Here is a 15,889-nt window from a genome sequence, read left to right on the forward strand (position 1 = left end):
GTCCAGGGGATCGCTGGGGCTTATGTTCGTTGCGTAGTCCGGTCTGTGTTGCGCATTAAGGAACAACCGGAGGGTGCATGGCGAGCCGGCCTCGTTCAGTGATCATCGGAGCCGGCATCGTGGGCTGTGCCCTGGCCGACGAGCTGACCGCACGCGGATGGACGGACGTCACGGTCCTCGACCGGGGACCGCTCCATGCCACCGGCGGCTCCAGCTCCCACGCCCCGGGCCTGGTCTTCCAGACCAACCCGTCCAAGACCATGACCGAGTTCGCCTCGTACACCGTGCGCAAATACACGGACCTGGGCTGTTTCGACCAGGTCGGCGGGCTGGAGGTGGCGACCACCGAGGAACGCCTGCGTGACCTGCACCGCAAGCACGGCTGGGCCGAGTCCTGGGGCGTCGGCAGCAGCCTGGTCGACGCCGCCGGCTGCGCCCGGCTCTGGCCGCTGCTCGACCCCGGCAAGGTGCTCGGCGGCTTCCATGTGCCGACCGACGGGCTGGCCGCCGCCGTGCGCTGCTGCGAGAGACAGGCCGCGAGGGCGACGGAGCGTGGCGCCGTGTTCCTGGCCGGGCACACGGTCGTGGGCGTCGAGCAGCACGGCGGCCGGGTCACCGGCGTGGCGGTCGAGACCGCCGACGGCCACCGGGTCATCGAGGCTGAGGTGGTGGTGTGCGCGGCCGGCTTCTGGGGGCCGTCGATCGGCGAGCTGGCCGGGCTGACCGTGCCGCTCCTCCCGCTGGCCCACCAGTACGCGAAGTCGGGGCCGCTGGCGGGCAGCCCCGGCACCGGCCCCATCCTCCGCCACCAGGACCGCGACCTGTACTTCCGGCACCACGGCGACCGCGTCGGCGTCGGCTCCTACGCGCACCGCCCGATGCCCGTCGCCCAGCACGAGATCGCCGCCAAGGGCACCACGATGCCGTCGGTCCAGGCGTTCACCGAGGCGGACTTCGACCCCGCCTGGCGCGACGCGTGCGAGCTGCTGCCGCCGCTGGCCGCGAGCGCGTACGAGGACGGCATCAACGGGATCTTCTCCTTCACCCCCGACGGCTTCCCGCTGATCGGGGAGGCGCCGCGCCTGGAGGGGTTCTGGCTGGCCGAGGCCGTCTGGGTGACGCACTCGGCCGGGGTCGCCAAGGCGCTCGCCGAGCTGCTGGTGGACGGCGTCACGGCGACCGACCTGCACGAGTGCGAGCTGAGCCGGTTCGAACCCGTCCAGCTCTCCCCGGCCTTCGTCGCCGAGCGCGGCGCCCGGAACTTCGTCGAGGTGTACGACGTCATCCACCCGCTGCAGCCGATGGAGTCGCCGCGCCCGATGCGGACCAGCCCGTTCCACCCGAGGCAGCTTGAGCTGGGCGGCGTCTTCCTGGAGGGGGCGGGCTGGGAGCGTCCGCACTGGTTCGAGGCCAACCGGCCGCTCCTGGACGACCTCGCCCGGAGCGACCTCACCCGGAGTGACCTCACCCGGAGCGACCTCGCCCGGAGTGACGAGGGCGGGACGTTGACCGGCGCGGACCGGCGGGACGCCTGGGCCGGCCGCTACTGGTCGCCGATCGCCGCGGCCGAGTCGCACGCCACCCGCGAGGGCGTGGCGCTCTACGACATGACGCCGCTCAAGCGGATCGAGGTCGGCGGCCCGAAGGCGGCGGCGTTCCTGCAGTGGCTGACCACCAACGACGTGGACAAGAAGCCCGGCTCGGTCACGTACACGCTCCTGCTGGACGCCAGGGGCGGCGTCCGCTCCGACCTGACCGTGGCCAGGATCGAGGAGGACCGGTTCCAGATCGGCGCCAACGGCAACCTGGACCTCGACTGGATCACCCGCCACGCGCCAGGCGGCGTGTACGTGCGCGACATCACGCCCGGCACCTGCTGCGTCGGCGTGTGGGGGCCGCGCGCCAGGGAGCTGGTGCAGCCGCTCACCGACCTGGACCTGTCCCACGACGGCTTCCGCTACTTCACCTGCAGGACCGGCCACGTCGGCCACGTGCCGGTGACCGCGATGCGCGTGTCGTACGTGGGCGAGCTGGGCTGGGAGCTCTACACCACCGCCGATCTCGGGCTCAAGCTGTGGGACACGCTCTGGGCCACCGGCCTGCCGGTCGCCGGCGGCCGGGCCGCCTTCAACAGCCTCCGGCTGGAGAAGGGCTACCGGCTGTGGGGCGTCGACATGACGCCCGAGCACGACCCGTACGAGGCCGGGCTGGGCTTCGCGGTCAAGCCGGGCAAGGACTTCGTCGGCCGCGACGCGCTCTCCCCGGACGTCACCCGTAAGCTGACGCCGCTGCTGACGGCCGAGGTGGTCATGGGCAAGGAGCCGGTCCGGCACGACGGCCGCACCGTCGGGTACGTCACCAGCGCCGCCTACGGCCACACGATCCGCAGGCCCATCGCCTACGCCTGGCTGCCCGCGGAGCTGACCGAGCCCGGCACCCGCGTGGACGTGACGTACTTCGGGCGGCGCGTCCCGGCCGAGGTCGCCGCCGAGCCGCTGTTCGACCCGAAGATGGAGAAGATCCGACGGTGACCCATCCCGACTTCCTCTGGCGCGACCCCGACCCGAAGCCCGCCTACGACGTGGTCGTCGTGGGCGGCGGCGGGCACGGCCTGGCCACCGCCTACTACCTCGCGCGCAACCACGGCATCACCGACGTGGCCGTCCTGGAGAAGGGCTGGCTCGCGGGCGGCAACATGGCCCGCAACACCACGATCATCCGCTCCAACTACCTGTGGGACGAGAGCGCCGCCATCTACGAGCACGCGCTCAAGCTCTGGGAGGGGCTGAGCGACGAACTCGACTACGACCTGCGGTTCAGCCAGCGCGGCGTGCTCAATCTGGCGCACACCCTCGGCGACGTGCGCGAGGGCAGGCGGCGGGTGAACGCCAACCGGCGCAACGGCGTGGACGCCGAATGGCTCGACGCCGACGAGGTGAAGAAGTTCTGCCCGATCGTCGACGTGTCCGGCAGGGCCCGCTATCCCGTCCTGGGCGGCACGCTGCAGCGGCGCGGCGGCATCGCCAAGCACGACCACGTCGCCTGGGCGCTGGCCCGCAAAGCCGACGCGTACGGGATCGACCTGATCCAGGGGTGCGAGGTGACCGGCTTCGAGATCGCGCGCGGCCGGGTGCTGGCCGTCGAGACCACGCGCGGCCGGATCGCCGCGGGGAAGGTCGCGCTCGCCGCCGCCGGGCACACCTCCGTGCTCGCCGCCGAGGCCGGGCTCCGGCTGCCGCTGCAGTCGCACCCGCTGCAGGCGCTGGTGTCGGAGCTGCTGGAGCCGGTGCTCGACTGCGTGGTCATGTCGAACGCGGTGCACGTGTACGTCAGCCAGGCGCACAAGGGGGAGCTGGTGATGGGCGCCGGCATCGACGCCTACAACTCCTACGGGCAGCGCGGTGCCTTCCACGTCGTCGAGGCGCAGATGGCGGCGGCGCTGGAGCTGTTCCCGATCTTCAGCCGGGCGCGGGTGCTGCGCACCTGGGCGGGCATCGTGGACGTGTCACCGGACGCCTCCCCGATCATCGGCCGCACCCCGGTCGACGGCCTGTACGTCAACGCGGGCTGGGGCACCGGCGGCTTCAAGGCCACCCCGGGCTCCGGCTGGGTCTACGCGCACACGATCGCCGAGGACGAGCCCCATCCGCTGGCGGCGCCGTTCTCGCTCGACCGCTTCACCAGCGGGGCGCTCATCGACGAGCACGGCGCGGCGGCGGTGGCCCACTGATGATGCTCCTCGACTGCCCGTTCTGCGGCCCCCGCGACGAGAACGAGTTCCACTACGGCGGACAGGCCGGCGTCGCCTACCCCGAGACGCCCGGCGAGCTGTCCGACAGCGAGTGGGCCGAGTACGTGTTCATGCGCGACAACCCCAGGGGCTGGTTCCGCGAGCGCTGGTTCCACGCGCTCGGCTGCCGCACCTGGTTCACCGTCGAGCGGCACACGGTCACCCACGAGATCCGGAAGGCCCCATGAGCCGTCTGCCGTCCGGCGGTCTGATCGACCGCTCCGTCACGCTGCCCTTCCGCTTCGACGGGCGTCCGCTGCACGGCCATCCAGGCGACACGCTCGCCTCCGCGCTGCTAGCCTGCGGCGTACGGGTGGTCGGGCGGAGCGTCGACCTGGGCCGGCCGCGCGGGATCTTCAGCGCCGGGCCCGAAGAGCCGAACGCGCTGGTCCGGGTGGGCGCCGACCCGATGCTGGCCGCCACCACCGTCGAACTGCACGCGGACCTGGAGGCGTGGAGCCTGCGCGGCAGGGGCCGGCTCGACCCCGACGCGCCCGACGAGCGCCGCTGCGACAAGGGCTACCTGCACTGCGAGGTGCTCGTCGTGGGCGGCGGCCCGGCCGGGCTGGCCGCCGCGCTCGCGGCGGGCGAGTCGGGCGCCCGGGTCATCCTGATGGACGACCAGCCCCGCCTCGGCGGCGACCTGCTGAACAGCCGCGTCCTGCTGGACGGCGCGCCCGCGCCGGACTGGGCGGACGCGGCCGGGTCCCGCCTGGCGGCGCTGCCCGAGGTGCGGGTGCTGACCAGGACCACCGCGATCGGCTACCACGACCACAACTATGTGGTCGCCGTCGAGCGCCGCCCGCGCGGGGAGCGGCTGTGGCACGTCCGGGCGGGCCGCGTCGTGCTGGCCACCGGCGCGCACGAGCGGTCGCTGCCGTTCCCGGGCAACGACCTGCCCGGCGTCATGCTCGCCGCCGCCGCGCGCGCCTACGCCAACCGGTACGGGGTGCGGCCCGGCTCCCGTGCGGTCGTGTACGCGTGCGCCGACTCCGGCTACGAGGCCGCCCGCGACCTGGAGTCGGCCGGGGTGGAGATCGCCGCCATCGTGGACCCCCGCCCGGAAGGGCCGCCGACCGGCCGGGGCGTCCCCGGCACCGTGACCGGCACCGTGACCGGCACCGTGACCGGCACCGTGACCGGCACCGTGACCGGCACCGTGACCGGCACCGTGACCGGCACCGTCATCGGCACGGTCACAGGGACTGTGGCCGGGGACGACGGGACGCTCGCGGCTGTCCTGATCGGCGACCGGCGCGTGGAGGCCGATCTGCTGGCCGTGGCGGGCGGCTGGAACCCGGTCGTGCACCTGTTCAGCCAGTCGCAGGGCAGACTGCGCTTCGACGAGACCCTGCGCGCCTTCGTACCCGGCGAGCCCGCGCAGGCGGTGACCCCCGCGGGCGCCTGCCGCGGGCTGTACGGCACAGCGCAGGCCATCGAGGACGGCTACCGGGCGGGCGCCGATGCCCACGGCCCGGTCGGCTCCGGGTTCCGGGTTCCGGTTCCGGATGAGCCGGCTCTCCGGCCGCCCGCAGCGTACTGGGGAGAGCTGGACCCCGACCCCACGGCCTTCGTGGACCTCCAGCGGGACGTCACCGTCGCCGACGTGGCCAGGGCCACCGGGGCGGGGCTGCGCTCGGTGGAGCACGTCAAGCGGTTCACCACCGCGGGCACCGGAGCGGACCAGGGCAAGACCTCCGGCGCGCTCGTGGCCGGGGTGCTGGCCGAGCTGCTCGGCGCGGCCCCCGGCCAGGTCGGCGCCACCACGTTCCGTCCCCCGTACACGCCCGTGTCGTTCGCCACCCTCGCGGGCCGCGACCGGGGCGTGCTGTCCGACCCGGCCAGGACCACCGCCATGCACGGCGCGCACGTCGCCAGGGGAGCGGTGTTCGAGAACGTCGGCCAGTGGAAGCGGCCCTGGTACTTCCCGCTCGACGGGGAGACCCTCGACGAGGCGGTGCGGCGGGAGTGCGGGGCCGCCCGCACGGCCGTGGCCGCGATGGACGCCTCCACCCTGGGAAAGATCGACATCAGGGGCGCGGACGCGGGCGCGTTCCTGGACCGGATCTACACCAATCTGTACTCCACCCTCGCCGTCGGCGCCTGCCGCTACGGGCTGATGTGCACCGCCGACGGCATGGTGTTCGACGACGGCACCACCTCCCGGCTGGGCGAGCACCACTACCTGATGACCACCACCACCGGCAACGCCGCCGCCGTGCTCGACTGGCTGGAGGAATGGCACCAGACCGAGTGGCCGTCCCTGGACGTCCGCCTCACCTCGGTCACCGACCACTGGGCCACCGTCGTGGTGGCCGGGCCCCTGGCCGCGACGGTGATCGCCGCCGTCGCCCCCGGCGCGCTGGGCCTGGAGTTCATGTGGTGCACCGAGACGTCCGTGCTCGGCGTGCCCGGCCGGGTCTTCAGGATCAGCTTCTCGGGCGAGCTGGCGTACGAGGTGAACGTCCCCTGGCCCTACGGGCGGGCGCTCTGGGAGGCGGTGCTGGAGCTGGGCGCCGTCCCGTACGGGACCGAGACCATGCACGTGCTGCGGGCCGAGAAGGGGTTCGCGATCGTCGGCCAGGAGACGGACGGCACGGTCACCCCGCAGGACCTCGGCATGTCGTGGATCGTGTCCGGGCGCAAGCCGGACTTCGTCGGCAAGCGCTCCCACGCGCGGCCGGACACCTCGCGGCCCGGCCGCAAGAGGCTGGTCGGCCTGCTGACGGAGGACCCGTCGGCGTTCGTCGAGGAGGGCTCCCAGCTCGTCGCCGACGTGGCGGGCGGCCCCATGCTGGGACACGTCACCTCCAGCTACCCGAGCGTCGCGCTCGGGCGCGCCATCAGCCTGGCGCTGGCCGCGGACGTGCGGCCCGGCGACCGGCTGACGGCGGTCTCGGGCGACGCGGCGATCCCCGTGCGGGTGGTGTCCCCGGTGTTCCACGACCCGGACAACCTCCGCCGCGACGGCGCCCCCGCGCCCGGAGGAGCGGCCCCGGGGGAGACGCCGTCGCCGGGCGGTCCGGCGGTGCCAGGAGTCTTCCCGGGCCGGGAGTGGAGGGCGCCGGCGGAGAGCCCCGCCGCGGCCTTCGCCGCGCGGTTCGCCGCGGCGGGGGACGACCGGGTGCGGGTGCGTGAGGTGCCGTTCGTGCCCATGTGGGAGGTACGGGGCGAGGACCCGGGGACGGGGATGCGGCTGGGGCCGGACTGGTGGCTGGTGGCCGGCGAGGCCGAGCCGCGGCCCGGCTGGGTGGACGTCTCCGGTCAGCGCACCGTCATCGAGCTCACCGGACCTGGGGCGCTGGACGTCCTGATCACCGGGTGCCCGGTCGACCTGCATCCCGGGGTGTTCACCGGCCACGCCCAGACGGTCCTCGGCAGGGCGCCGGTGATCCTGGCGCGGCACGGCGACGCCTATCGCGTCCTCGTGCGCTCCTCGTACACCGACTATCTCGCGAAGTGGCTGATAGACGCCTTGGATGGGTAAAGCGGAGGCAAAGAGGAATTGATATACCTAGACGATTGATAGCCGAGTCTGGGAGTCGCAGTGCGTGTTCGGGCGGTCTTGGCGGGTTTGACCGCCGCGGTGGTGCTCACCGGGTGCGGGGAGCTGGAAGCGGAGCTGGACCGGCAGGCGGACAAGGACGGCGGATCCTCCTCTTCCTCCTCCAAGGTCGACGTCAAGGAGGCGCGCGGCAAGCTGGAGAAGCTCGACGTCAAGGGCCGGGCGCCGAAGACCGGCTTCGACCGGGACGAGTTCGGCCCCGCCTGGGCGGACGTCGACCGCAACGGCTGCGACACCCGCAACGACATCCTCAAGCGGGACCTGACCGACGAGACCTTCAAGCCGGGCACCCACGACTGCATCGTGCTCACCGGCGTCCTGGAGGACCCGTACGGCGGCGAGACGATCAAGTTCAAGCGCGGCCAGGACACCAGCAGCGACGTCCAGATCGACCACCTGATCCCGCTCTCCGACGCCTGGCAGAAGGGCGCGCAGCAGTGGTCGGCCACCAAGCGCAAGGAGTTCGCCAACGACCCGCTGAACCTGCTGGCCGTCGACGGCCCGCTCAACAGCCAGAAGAGCGACTCCGACGCGGCGACCTGGTTGCCGCCGCGCCGGGGTTACCGCTGCGCGTACATCGCCCGGCAGATCGACGTGAAGGCCACGTACGAGCTGTGGGTGACGCGGGCGGAGAAGGACGCGATGGAGCGCGTCCTCGACTCCTGCTGACCGTCAGTCGTCGTCGCGGTCGTTGTCGTCGTTGTCGTCGCGGTCGTCGTCGTTGTCGTCGTCGGCGTCGGCCTGCTCGGTCCCCTGCTTCAGCAGCTTGCCGGAGGCGGCGTCGAAGTCGAGCTCGTGCTCCACGTCACCCTTGACGGTCTTGACCTCCCACACGTCGGCCTGCGTGCCGCGCGCGTCGAAGTCGATCTCCGACACCCACGAGCCCGGCACCTGCTTCAGCGCGAGGTCGACGGCCTGCTGGGCGGTCACCTGGGGGGCGCTCTGGACGGGGGCGCTCTGCGAGGCGCTCTCCGAAGGGCTCGGGGAGGGGCTCTGGGAAGCGGCGAAGGCGGCGGAGCCACCGGCCACGAGGGTCATGGCGGCGGCGCTGGCGATGATGATTTTCTTTGCGGTGTCCATGTCATCAAGGAAACCCCGGCTGCCGGTAACGCCGCGTTAAGGACGCCCTAAGGTCACTTCCACCCGCGCGCCGCCGTCGGACGAGACCGTCAGGCCGCCGCCGCTGGACTCGGCGGTGCGCCGGGCGATGTCCAGGCCGAGACCGGTGGAGCCGCCGCCGCTGGTGCCCCTGGCGAGCAGGGCGGGGTCGAAGCCGGGCCCCGTGTCGCTGATCACGAGCACGGCCCCCGACGGGTGCGGCGTGAGCCGTACCGCGAAGGACGCCCCTTCGGGGGTGTGCGCGAACACGTTGCCCAGCAGCGCGTCCACGCACGCCGCCAGCGACTCGGCGCCGGCCGCGACGGGCAGCTCGCCGTCAGGGAGGTCCACCCGCAGCTCGCGGCCCTGGTCCTCGGCCAGCACCGACCAGAAGCGGACCCGTTCGCGCACCACCGCCGCGGCGTCGCACGACTCGCGCCCGGCCGAGCGGCGGCGGGCGTCGGTGATGACCGCGCTGACCGCGCGCTCCAGTGCGTCCACCCGGGCGCCGACGCGCGCCGCCTCCTCGGGGTCCCGCAGCGACTCCGCGTCCAGCCTGAGGCCCGTGAGCGGCGTGCGGAGGCGGTGTGACAGGTCGGCCACCGACTCGCGTTCGGCCGCCAGCAGGTCGCCGATGCGGCCGGCGAGGTGGTTCAGCGCGAGCCCGACCGCCCGCACCTCCGGCGGGCCGCCCGGCACCGCCCGCGCCTCCAGGTCGCCGCCGGCCAGCCGGTGCGACACCCGGGCCAGGCCGTCGATCGGCCTGGTCATGGCCCTGGCCAGCCGGTCGGCGAGCACGATGCCCAGGACGACCAGCGCCAGCCCCAGCCCGGCCAGGGCGGCCCACGCCTCGCGGACGCCGCGCAGCAGCTCGTCGCCGCTCACGTACGACCTGATGACCACGGTGCCCTGCGGCGACTGCACCGCGACCAGCACCTCCCTGCCGTCGCCGCGCTCGGCGGTGACGCTGCGGCCGGTCTGCGCCAGCCGGACGGCGTCGGTGCGCCGGGCCTCCTCGCCGAGCACCCGCCCGTCAGGCAGGAACACCGTCACGGGCGCCTCGACGCGTTCGACCGCCAGCGGCAGGTCCGGGGTGCCGACCGACACGGCCACCGACTCGGCGGCGGCGGTGGCACGGCTCATCGCGCCGTTCTCCGCCACCGAACGGATCAGCAGCGCCATCGGCACGAGCAGCGCGATCAGCACCAGCGACGTCGTGGCCGCCACCAGCAGCGCCAGCCAGCGCCTCACGACGGCTCGACCAGCTTCACCCCGACGCCGCGCACCGTGTGCAGGTAGCGGGGCTCGGCGGCGGTCTCGCCCAGCTTCCTGCGCAGCCACGACAGGTGCACGTCGACGGTCTTGTCGGCGCCGCCGTACGGGAGCTGCCACACCTCGGTCAGCAGCTCGCGCTTGGTGACCACCTCGCCCGCCCGCGCGATCAGGTAGTGCAGCACGTCGAACTCGCGCGGCGTCAGGTCCAGCGCCACGCCGTCCAGCTCGGCCAGCCGGGCGCGCGGGTCCACCCGCAGCGCGCCCACCCGGAGCGGCTCGGGCGCCGTCTCGCCGGCCCGGCGCAGCACCGCCCTGATCCGGGCGTCGAGCTGGGCCGCGCTGTACGGCTTGACCACGTAGTCGTCGGCGCCCGCGTCGAGCACCGGCACCATCTCGGCGTCGCCGTCGCGGGCGGTCGCCACGATCACCGGGATCTTGCTCACCGCGCGCAGCATCCGCAGCAGCTCGGCGCCGTCGAGGTCGGGCAGCCCCAGGTCGAGCACGATCAGGTCGGGATGGTCCTGGACGGCCAGCCGCAGGCCGTCGAGGGCGGTGGGGGAGGAGGCGACGGCATGGCCGAGATCCCGCAGCCCGCGGCTCAGGGCCGTGCGGATCGCCACGTCGTCCTCAATCAGCAGGATGTCAGCCATATGGTGAAACCGTAGACGGTGAATCGGAGTACGGCGCACCCTCTTAGGGCTGTCTTAACCTGGGCTTAGCCGTACGAGGGGGAAGGTGGGGGGTGTGAAGCGACTCCTCCTGGCCTGGGCCGTGACGGCGATCGCCGCGACCGGTGCGGCGGTGGCCGTGCTCGGCCTGCTCGGCGGCGGCCTGACGGGCACGTCCGGCCGCGTGATGACGCAGGAGGAGGCGCGGGCCACGCTGGCCAGGGTGACCACGGCCACCCAGCGCCCGCCCCTGAGCCCGTCCACGAGCCCGTCCACGAGCCCGTCCGAGAAGCCGTCGGCGAGCCCGCCCGTCAGCCCGTCCGTCAGCGCGTCGCCGGGCGTCACTCAGACGCCGGAGAACGAGGTGATCCGCAGCGCCGGCGGCACCGTCATCGCCTCCTGCGCCGGCGGCCAGGTGACGCTGCGCTCGTGGAGCCCCGCGCAGGGCTACTCGGTCGACGGCGTCGACCCCGGCCCCGACACCGAGGCCGGGGTGGAGTTCGAGGCCGACGCCGAGGGCGCCGAGGACGTCGAGATCAAGGTGCGCTGCGAGGCCGGGCGGCCGGTCATGTCTCGAGACTGAGCGCCTGCGAGGTCAGCTCGGCCTGCCTCCTGATCTGGCCCATGATGATGGGGTTGACCCCTTTGGCCTGGAAGGTCGCGACCATCTTGTCCAGGACCGCCCTGGCCTTGGGCAGGTCGCCCTGCCGGGCCTCCGCCCTGGCCCAGCGGCGCATCACCATGTTGAGCGTGATGTTGTCGATCGTGCCCGCCCCGGCGACCTTCGCCAGCTGCTGGACGCCCTGCTTCGGGTCGGGCGGCCGGATCGCCAGCCGCTTGTCCGCGCCGATGGCCTTGAACTCCCGCTCGGCGTTGAGGCCCTTGACCATCCGGGCGTAGACGGCCAGCGGGTGGCCGCCGTACCGGTCGAGCAGCTCGTCCAGCGCCTGGTTGCCCGAGTTCAGCGCCGGAGAGTCGGAGCCGAGCAGCGAGAACAGCTTGCCCTGGTCCTCGCCCAGCATCAGCTCCGCCACCCGGTGGTCGTCGCCGGAGGCCGGGTAGCGGACCCGGACCAGGCAGGGCGGGGAGACCACGCGCGAGCCGTCGGCCGCGATGTACTGGGCGCGCACCTGGTACTCGCCGGGCTGCTGGAAGTAGTGGCCGTCGCGGCCGTGGCCTATGTAGGCGCTGCGGTACATGGCCGGGTTGCCGGAGTCGAGCCTGATCTGCGGCGAACGGTCGACGCAGTGGCGCATCATCGGCCGGTAGAGCACCGTCCGGCCGCTCGGCTGGGTGATCGTGACCTGGGTGAACTCCGTGTCGGGGTGCAGGTGGCCGTGGGTGACGCGCGGCTCGCCCGTACAGGAGAGCTTGAGCTCGACCACCACCGGCTCGCCGAGGGCGAACCACTCCTTGGCCCGCGCCTCCAGCCGCAGCCCCGAGTGGTCCTCGATCGGCTGCTCGAACGGGACCGCCTCGGCGGCGCCGGTGCCGAACGCGTTGGCGCCCATGGCGACGTCCCGGAAGAAGCCGTGGCGCAGGTGGACCAGCTCCGTGTCGGTGAACTGGAACGGGAACGCCGCCCAGTAGCCCTCCTCGCCGCCGGGACGGTAGTTCTGGACGTAGTTCATCCAGGACAGGTCGCCGAAGCCGCCGTGCGGGCCGAGCGGCTGGGGCGGTCTGGCGAGGTTCTTCTGCCAGGAGTGCAGCAGGTTGAAGGCGTGCCCGAGTTCGTGCACGTACGTGCGTAACTGGGCCCGCTGCGCCTCCGGCGAGTCGCCCTTGATCGCGTCGTGGAAGACGGCGGCGCCCTGCCGCTGGTGGGCGTCGTCGTAGTCGAACATGATGCCCCGGTAGCCGCCCACGTGCCTGCTGGCCACGAGCAGCCACACCCGCCAGGCCGGCGCGTCGCCGAACAGGCCGAACTGCTGCGTCATCGCGTGGTGCAGCTCGGCGTCGTCCCACGCCAGGTCGGGGCCGGAGCCGTCCACCGGGATCACGCCGGGCCCGGTCACGGTCAGCCCGACGCCGGCCTCCGCCCACGCCCGAGCCACGTCCAGCTCCCGCGCCGGCGATCCGCCGGCCCCGCCCAGGGCGCCGGTGTGGTACGAGACGAACGGCACGGCGCCGGCCACCGAGTCCTGCTCCAGCGTGACCTCGCGGAAGTGCGGCGAGGCGAAGGCGATCGGGTAGGCCCGCCCGGCGACGTGGGCGGTGCCGCGGCCGTCGCCGATCGTGACGCGCACCTGCCGGTCAGGCGGCGCGAACGTGAACTCTCCCCGCCCCTCGATCCGCGTCCCGTCGCCCTCCGCCGTGACGGCGGGCGCGTGCACCACGAAGGACCCCTCGTAGGTGACGGTCGCGCCCACGGTGGAGAACAGGTCGCCGCTCACCCGGCCCGTCGGCCTGGGTCCGTCGACGTCGACGCGGAGCGCCAGCGTCACCTCGCCGGTCTGGCCCTCGTACCGCCCGCTGATCATGATCGCCCCCCTGGAGTCGTGGCTCACCCCGGACACTTCTCCCGACGGGCGGGCCTGTCAACGGGATCCGCGAACTCGCAGCGAGGCCAGCAGTTCCTCGGAGGCCCGGGTGATCGTCTCCACGGCCCGGTCGAACGCCTCGGCGTTGTGCGGGGCCGGGGACCGGAAGCCGGAGATCTTCCTGACGTACTGCAGCGCCGCCGCCCGCACGTCGTCCTCGGTGACGTCCTCGGTGTACGGGGGGCGCAGGGTCTTGATGCTTCGGCACATAGTTCAACCGTAATAGCCGAGACGGCGGCTTATCTCCCGCGCACCCCCGGCCAGGCGCTCGCCCACCTCGGGCAGCCGCTGCGGGGTCAGCCGATAGGACGGCCCGGACGCGCTCACGGCGGCCACGACCGCGCCGTCGATGTTCCTGATCGGGGCCGCGACCGCGTTCAGCCCCGGCTCCAGCTCCTCCACCGCGGCGGCCCAGCCGCGCCGGACGATCTCCTCCAGCCCGAGCCGCCGCTCGTCGGTGATGGTCAACGGGGTGAACCGGCAGAGCTCGGCGGGCACGGCCAGCGCGCCGAACGCCATCAGCACCTTGCCGCTGGAGGTGGCGTGCGCGGGCGTGCGGGCGCCGACCCAGCTCTGCCCGCTGATCGCGGACGGGCCGCGCACCTGGCTGATGTTGACGGCGTCGCCGTCGCGGGGCACCGCGACGTTGACCGTCTCGCCGATCTCCTCGGCCAGCCGCCGGCACACCGGCCCGCTCTCCCTGGCCAGGTCGAGCTGGTTGGTGGCGGCGCCGGCGAGCCGCACCACGCCGACACCGAGCCGGTAGCGGCCCCTGTCGCCGGTCTGCTCCACGAGCCCGCCCTGCTCCAGCGCGCCCAGCAGGCGGGACGCGGTGGATTTGTGCACCTCCAGCTCCGAGGCCAGGTCCGTCACGCGGGTCGCCCCCTCGCGGGCGAGGATCTCCAGGATGGCGATGGCCCGGTCGACGGATTGCACGGAGCTGTTGCTCATAGCGCAACAGCTTAATCCGTCGAGGCGCGGGCCGGGGGTCCTCAGCCTCCGGCGGCCGGGCTGAGCTCCGCGCCGAACGCGTCGGCGATCTTCAGCATGCCGCGGGCCAGCTCGTCGCGGTCCAGGGCGTCGATCCGGTCGGCCGGGCCCGACACCGACATCGCGGCCACCACCCGTGCGCCGTCGCGCACCGGCACGGCCAGGCAGTGCACGCCCAGCTCCTCCTCGCCCAGGTCGAGCGCGTAGCCGCGGTCGCGCACCAGGCCGAGCTCGTCGAGCATGGCCGGGGCGGCCGTGATCGTGTTGGGCGTGCGCCGCGGCATCCCGGTGCGCTCCAGCAGCGTGACCGCCTCCTCGGCGGCCCGCCACGCCAGCAGCACCTTGCCCACGGCCGTGCTGTGCGGCAGCACCCTCCTGCCGACCTCGGCGAACATCCGCAGCCTGCGCGGCGAGGGCACCTGCGCCACGTAGACGATGAAGTCGCCTTCGAGCACCGCCAGGTTGGCCGTCTCGCCCGACAGCTCCACCATCCGCGTCAAATGGGGCTGCGCCCACACCCCGACCATGCCCTCGGCCACGCCGCCGAGCCGCACCAGCCCGCCGCCCAGCGCGTAGCGCCGATCGGACTCCTGGCGCACGTAGCCGCGCGCCAGCAGGGTCTGCAGCAGCCGGTGGATGGTCCCGTACGGCAGCCCGGTGCGGGCGGCGATCTCCGACAGGCCCGCCTCGCCGCCGTACTCGGCCAGCGCCTCCAGCACGTCGAGCGCCCGCTCGACCGACTGCACGCTCACAGGGCGACCCCGCGCAGCGACGCGTCCAGCACCTCGGCGGTGTGCGCCACCCTGATCTCGGCCCCCCGGCGGCGCATCGCCGCGGCGATCTGCATGGTGCAGCCCGGGTTGGCCGACACCAGCAGCCCGGCCCCGGTGGAGCCGACCGCCTCGGCCTTGCGGTCGCCCAGGTCGCGGGCCGCCTCCGGCTGGAAGATGTTGTAGGTGCCGGCCGAGCCGCAGCAGATCGCGGCGTCGGGCACCTCCCGCAGCTCCAGTCCGGGGATGCCGCGCAGCAGCTCGCGCGGCTGCGCGCGGATGCCCTGGGCGTGCGCCAGGTGACACGCGTCGTGGTAGGCCACGGTCACCGGCAGCGGGTGCCGCTCGGCCACCGGCCCCAGCGCGACCAGGAACTCCGACAGGTCCATCACCCGGAAGCCCGGCTCCTCGCCGAGCAGCTCCCCGTACTCCTTCATGGACGAGCCGCAGCCGGCCGCGTTGACCACCACCGTGTCGACGCCCGCCCGGCGGAAGGCGCGGACGGTGCGCCGGGCCAGCCGCCTGGCCTGGTCCGGCCGGCCGGCGTGCACGCTCAGCGCCCCGCAGCAGCCCTGCCCCGGCGGGATCAGCACGTCGCAGCCCTCCAGCGCGAGCACCCGCGCGGTGGCCGCGTTCACCTGGGGGAAGAACTCGCCCTGCACACACCCGGTGAGCATGCCGACCACGGCCCGCCGCGGGCCCCTGGCCCGCACCAGCCGGGGCAGCCGCTGCCGCCGCCGCACCTCGGGCGCCAGCGCCGCCAGCGCCCCCAGGCTCGGATGGGCCCGCTCCAGGAACGGCGCCAGCCGCCGGACCAGCCCGGTGCCCGGCCGCGCCAGCCGCAGCCTGCGCGGGTAGGGGAACAGGCCGAACACCAGGCCGCGCACCGCCCGGTCCTGGGGGTCGCGCTCGTGCTCGCGCTCCACCACGGCCCTGGTCTGCTCGATCAGCCGGTCGTAGCGGACCCCGGAGGGGCAGGCGGTCACGCACGCCATGCAGCCCAGGCAGGCGTCGAAGTGGCCGGCCATCTCCGGCGTGACCGGAGTGCCCTCCACGCGCTGGCCCATCAGGTGGATGCGGCCACGCGGGGAGTCCATCTCCTCGCCCCACAGCACGTACGTGGGGCAGGTCGGCAGGCAGAAACCGCAGTGCACGCAGTCACCGATCAGCTTCGGATCGGGTTCGGCGGCCAT

General features: G+C 73.6%; 14 protein-coding genes. 6 read left to right on the plus strand and 8 right to left on the minus strand.

What is annotated here, in order from left to right:
• Positions 1-77 precede the first annotated feature (77 nt).
• The 5 genes from ACQEUU_RS12615 (at position 78) to ACQEUU_RS12635 (ending at position 8,024) form a co-directional block, all read left to right on the plus strand.
• Positions 78-2,531, plus strand: a complete 2,454-nt coding sequence (locus ACQEUU_RS12615; protein ID WP_433064600.1) for a GcvT family protein — start codon at positions 78-80, stop codon at positions 2,529-2,531.
• Entirely contained in the window at positions 2,528-3,730 is a 1,203-nt protein-coding gene (locus ACQEUU_RS12620; protein ID WP_433064602.1) for a sarcosine oxidase subunit beta family protein, read from the plus strand. Before ACQEUU_RS12615 ends, ACQEUU_RS12620 begins: the two co-directional genes overlap by 4 nt.
• Entirely contained in the window at positions 3,730-3,978 is a 249-nt protein-coding gene (locus ACQEUU_RS12625; RefSeq protein WP_433064604.1) for a sarcosine oxidase subunit delta, read from the plus strand. The genes ACQEUU_RS12620 and ACQEUU_RS12625 overlap by 1 nt, the downstream gene beginning before the upstream one ends.
• Positions 3,975-7,277: a 2Fe-2S iron-sulfur cluster-binding protein gene (locus ACQEUU_RS12630; protein ID WP_433064607.1), complete on the plus strand. Its 3,303-nt coding sequence runs from the start codon at positions 3,975-3,977 to the stop codon at positions 7,275-7,277. The genes ACQEUU_RS12625 and ACQEUU_RS12630 overlap by 4 nt, the downstream gene beginning before the upstream one ends.
• A gap of 78 nt (positions 7,278-7,355) precedes the next feature.
• Positions 7,356-8,024 (plus strand): HNH endonuclease family protein, encoded by a 669-nt coding sequence (locus ACQEUU_RS12635; protein WP_433064610.1) that lies wholly within the window; start codon positions 7,356-7,358, stop codon positions 8,022-8,024.
• 3 nt (positions 8,025-8,027) lie between these two features.
• Here the strand turns inward: ACQEUU_RS12635 and ACQEUU_RS12640 are convergent, their stop codons facing one another.
• From ACQEUU_RS12640 to ACQEUU_RS12650, 3 genes are read right to left on the minus strand one after another with little or no spacing between them, the layout of a single operon-like run.
• Entirely contained in the window at positions 8,028-8,435 is a 408-nt protein-coding gene (locus ACQEUU_RS12640) for a PepSY domain-containing protein (RefSeq protein ID WP_433064613.1), read from the minus strand.
• 36 nt (positions 8,436-8,471) lie between these two features.
• Positions 8,472-9,704, minus strand: a complete 1,233-nt coding sequence (locus tag ACQEUU_RS12645; protein WP_433064616.1) for an ATP-binding protein — start codon at positions 9,702-9,704, stop codon at positions 8,472-8,474.
• Positions 9,701-10,378, minus strand: a complete 678-nt coding sequence (locus ACQEUU_RS12650; protein ID WP_433064619.1) for a response regulator transcription factor — start codon at positions 10,376-10,378, stop codon at positions 9,701-9,703. Before ACQEUU_RS12650 ends, ACQEUU_RS12645 begins: the two co-directional genes overlap by 4 nt.
• A gap of 94 nt (positions 10,379-10,472) precedes the next feature.
• Between ACQEUU_RS12650 and ACQEUU_RS12655 the strand changes: the two genes are divergently transcribed.
• Positions 10,473-10,979 carry a hypothetical protein gene (locus ACQEUU_RS12655; protein ID WP_433064622.1) on the plus strand — a complete coding sequence of 169 codons (507 nt, stop codon included), beginning with the start codon at positions 10,473-10,475 and terminating at the stop codon, positions 10,977-10,979.
• Here the strand turns inward: ACQEUU_RS12655 and ACQEUU_RS12660 are convergent.
• Genes ACQEUU_RS12660 through ACQEUU_RS12680 form a run of 5 tightly spaced genes read right to left on the minus strand, consistent with a single transcriptional unit; the run spans position 10,963 to position 15,889 of the window.
• Entirely contained in the window at positions 10,963-12,903 is a 1,941-nt protein-coding gene (locus ACQEUU_RS12660; RefSeq protein ID WP_433064624.1) for a hypothetical protein, read from the minus strand. The two genes, ACQEUU_RS12655 and ACQEUU_RS12660, sit on opposite strands and share 17 nt — an antisense overlap.
• 30 nt (positions 12,904-12,933) lie before the next feature.
• A complete protein-coding gene (locus tag ACQEUU_RS12665) occupies positions 12,934-13,146 on the minus strand; it encodes a DUF2277 domain-containing protein (protein WP_433064626.1) in 213 nt (70 codons plus the stop codon).
• A gap of 3 nt (positions 13,147-13,149) precedes the next feature.
• A complete protein-coding gene (locus ACQEUU_RS12670; RefSeq protein WP_433064629.1) occupies positions 13,150-13,887 on the minus strand; it encodes an IclR family transcriptional regulator in 738 nt (245 codons plus the stop codon).
• Positions 13,888-13,928: 41 nt separating this feature from the next.
• Positions 13,929-14,672 carry an IclR family transcriptional regulator gene (locus tag ACQEUU_RS12675; protein ID WP_433071831.1) on the minus strand — a complete coding sequence of 248 codons (744 nt, stop codon included), beginning with the start codon at positions 14,670-14,672 and terminating at the stop codon, positions 13,929-13,931.
• A 2-nt stretch (positions 14,673-14,674) separates the two neighbouring features.
• Complete coding sequence (locus tag ACQEUU_RS12680; RefSeq protein ID WP_433064632.1) at positions 14,675-15,889, minus strand: (Fe-S)-binding protein; 1,215 nt, start codon at positions 15,887-15,889, stop codon at positions 14,675-14,677.

The sequence above is a fragment of the Nonomuraea sp. CA-218870 genome (genome assembly GCF_050936535.1).
In the GTDB taxonomy this organism is placed as follows: Bacteria; Actinomycetota; Actinomycetes; order Streptosporangiales; family Streptosporangiaceae; genus Nonomuraea; species Nonomuraea corallina.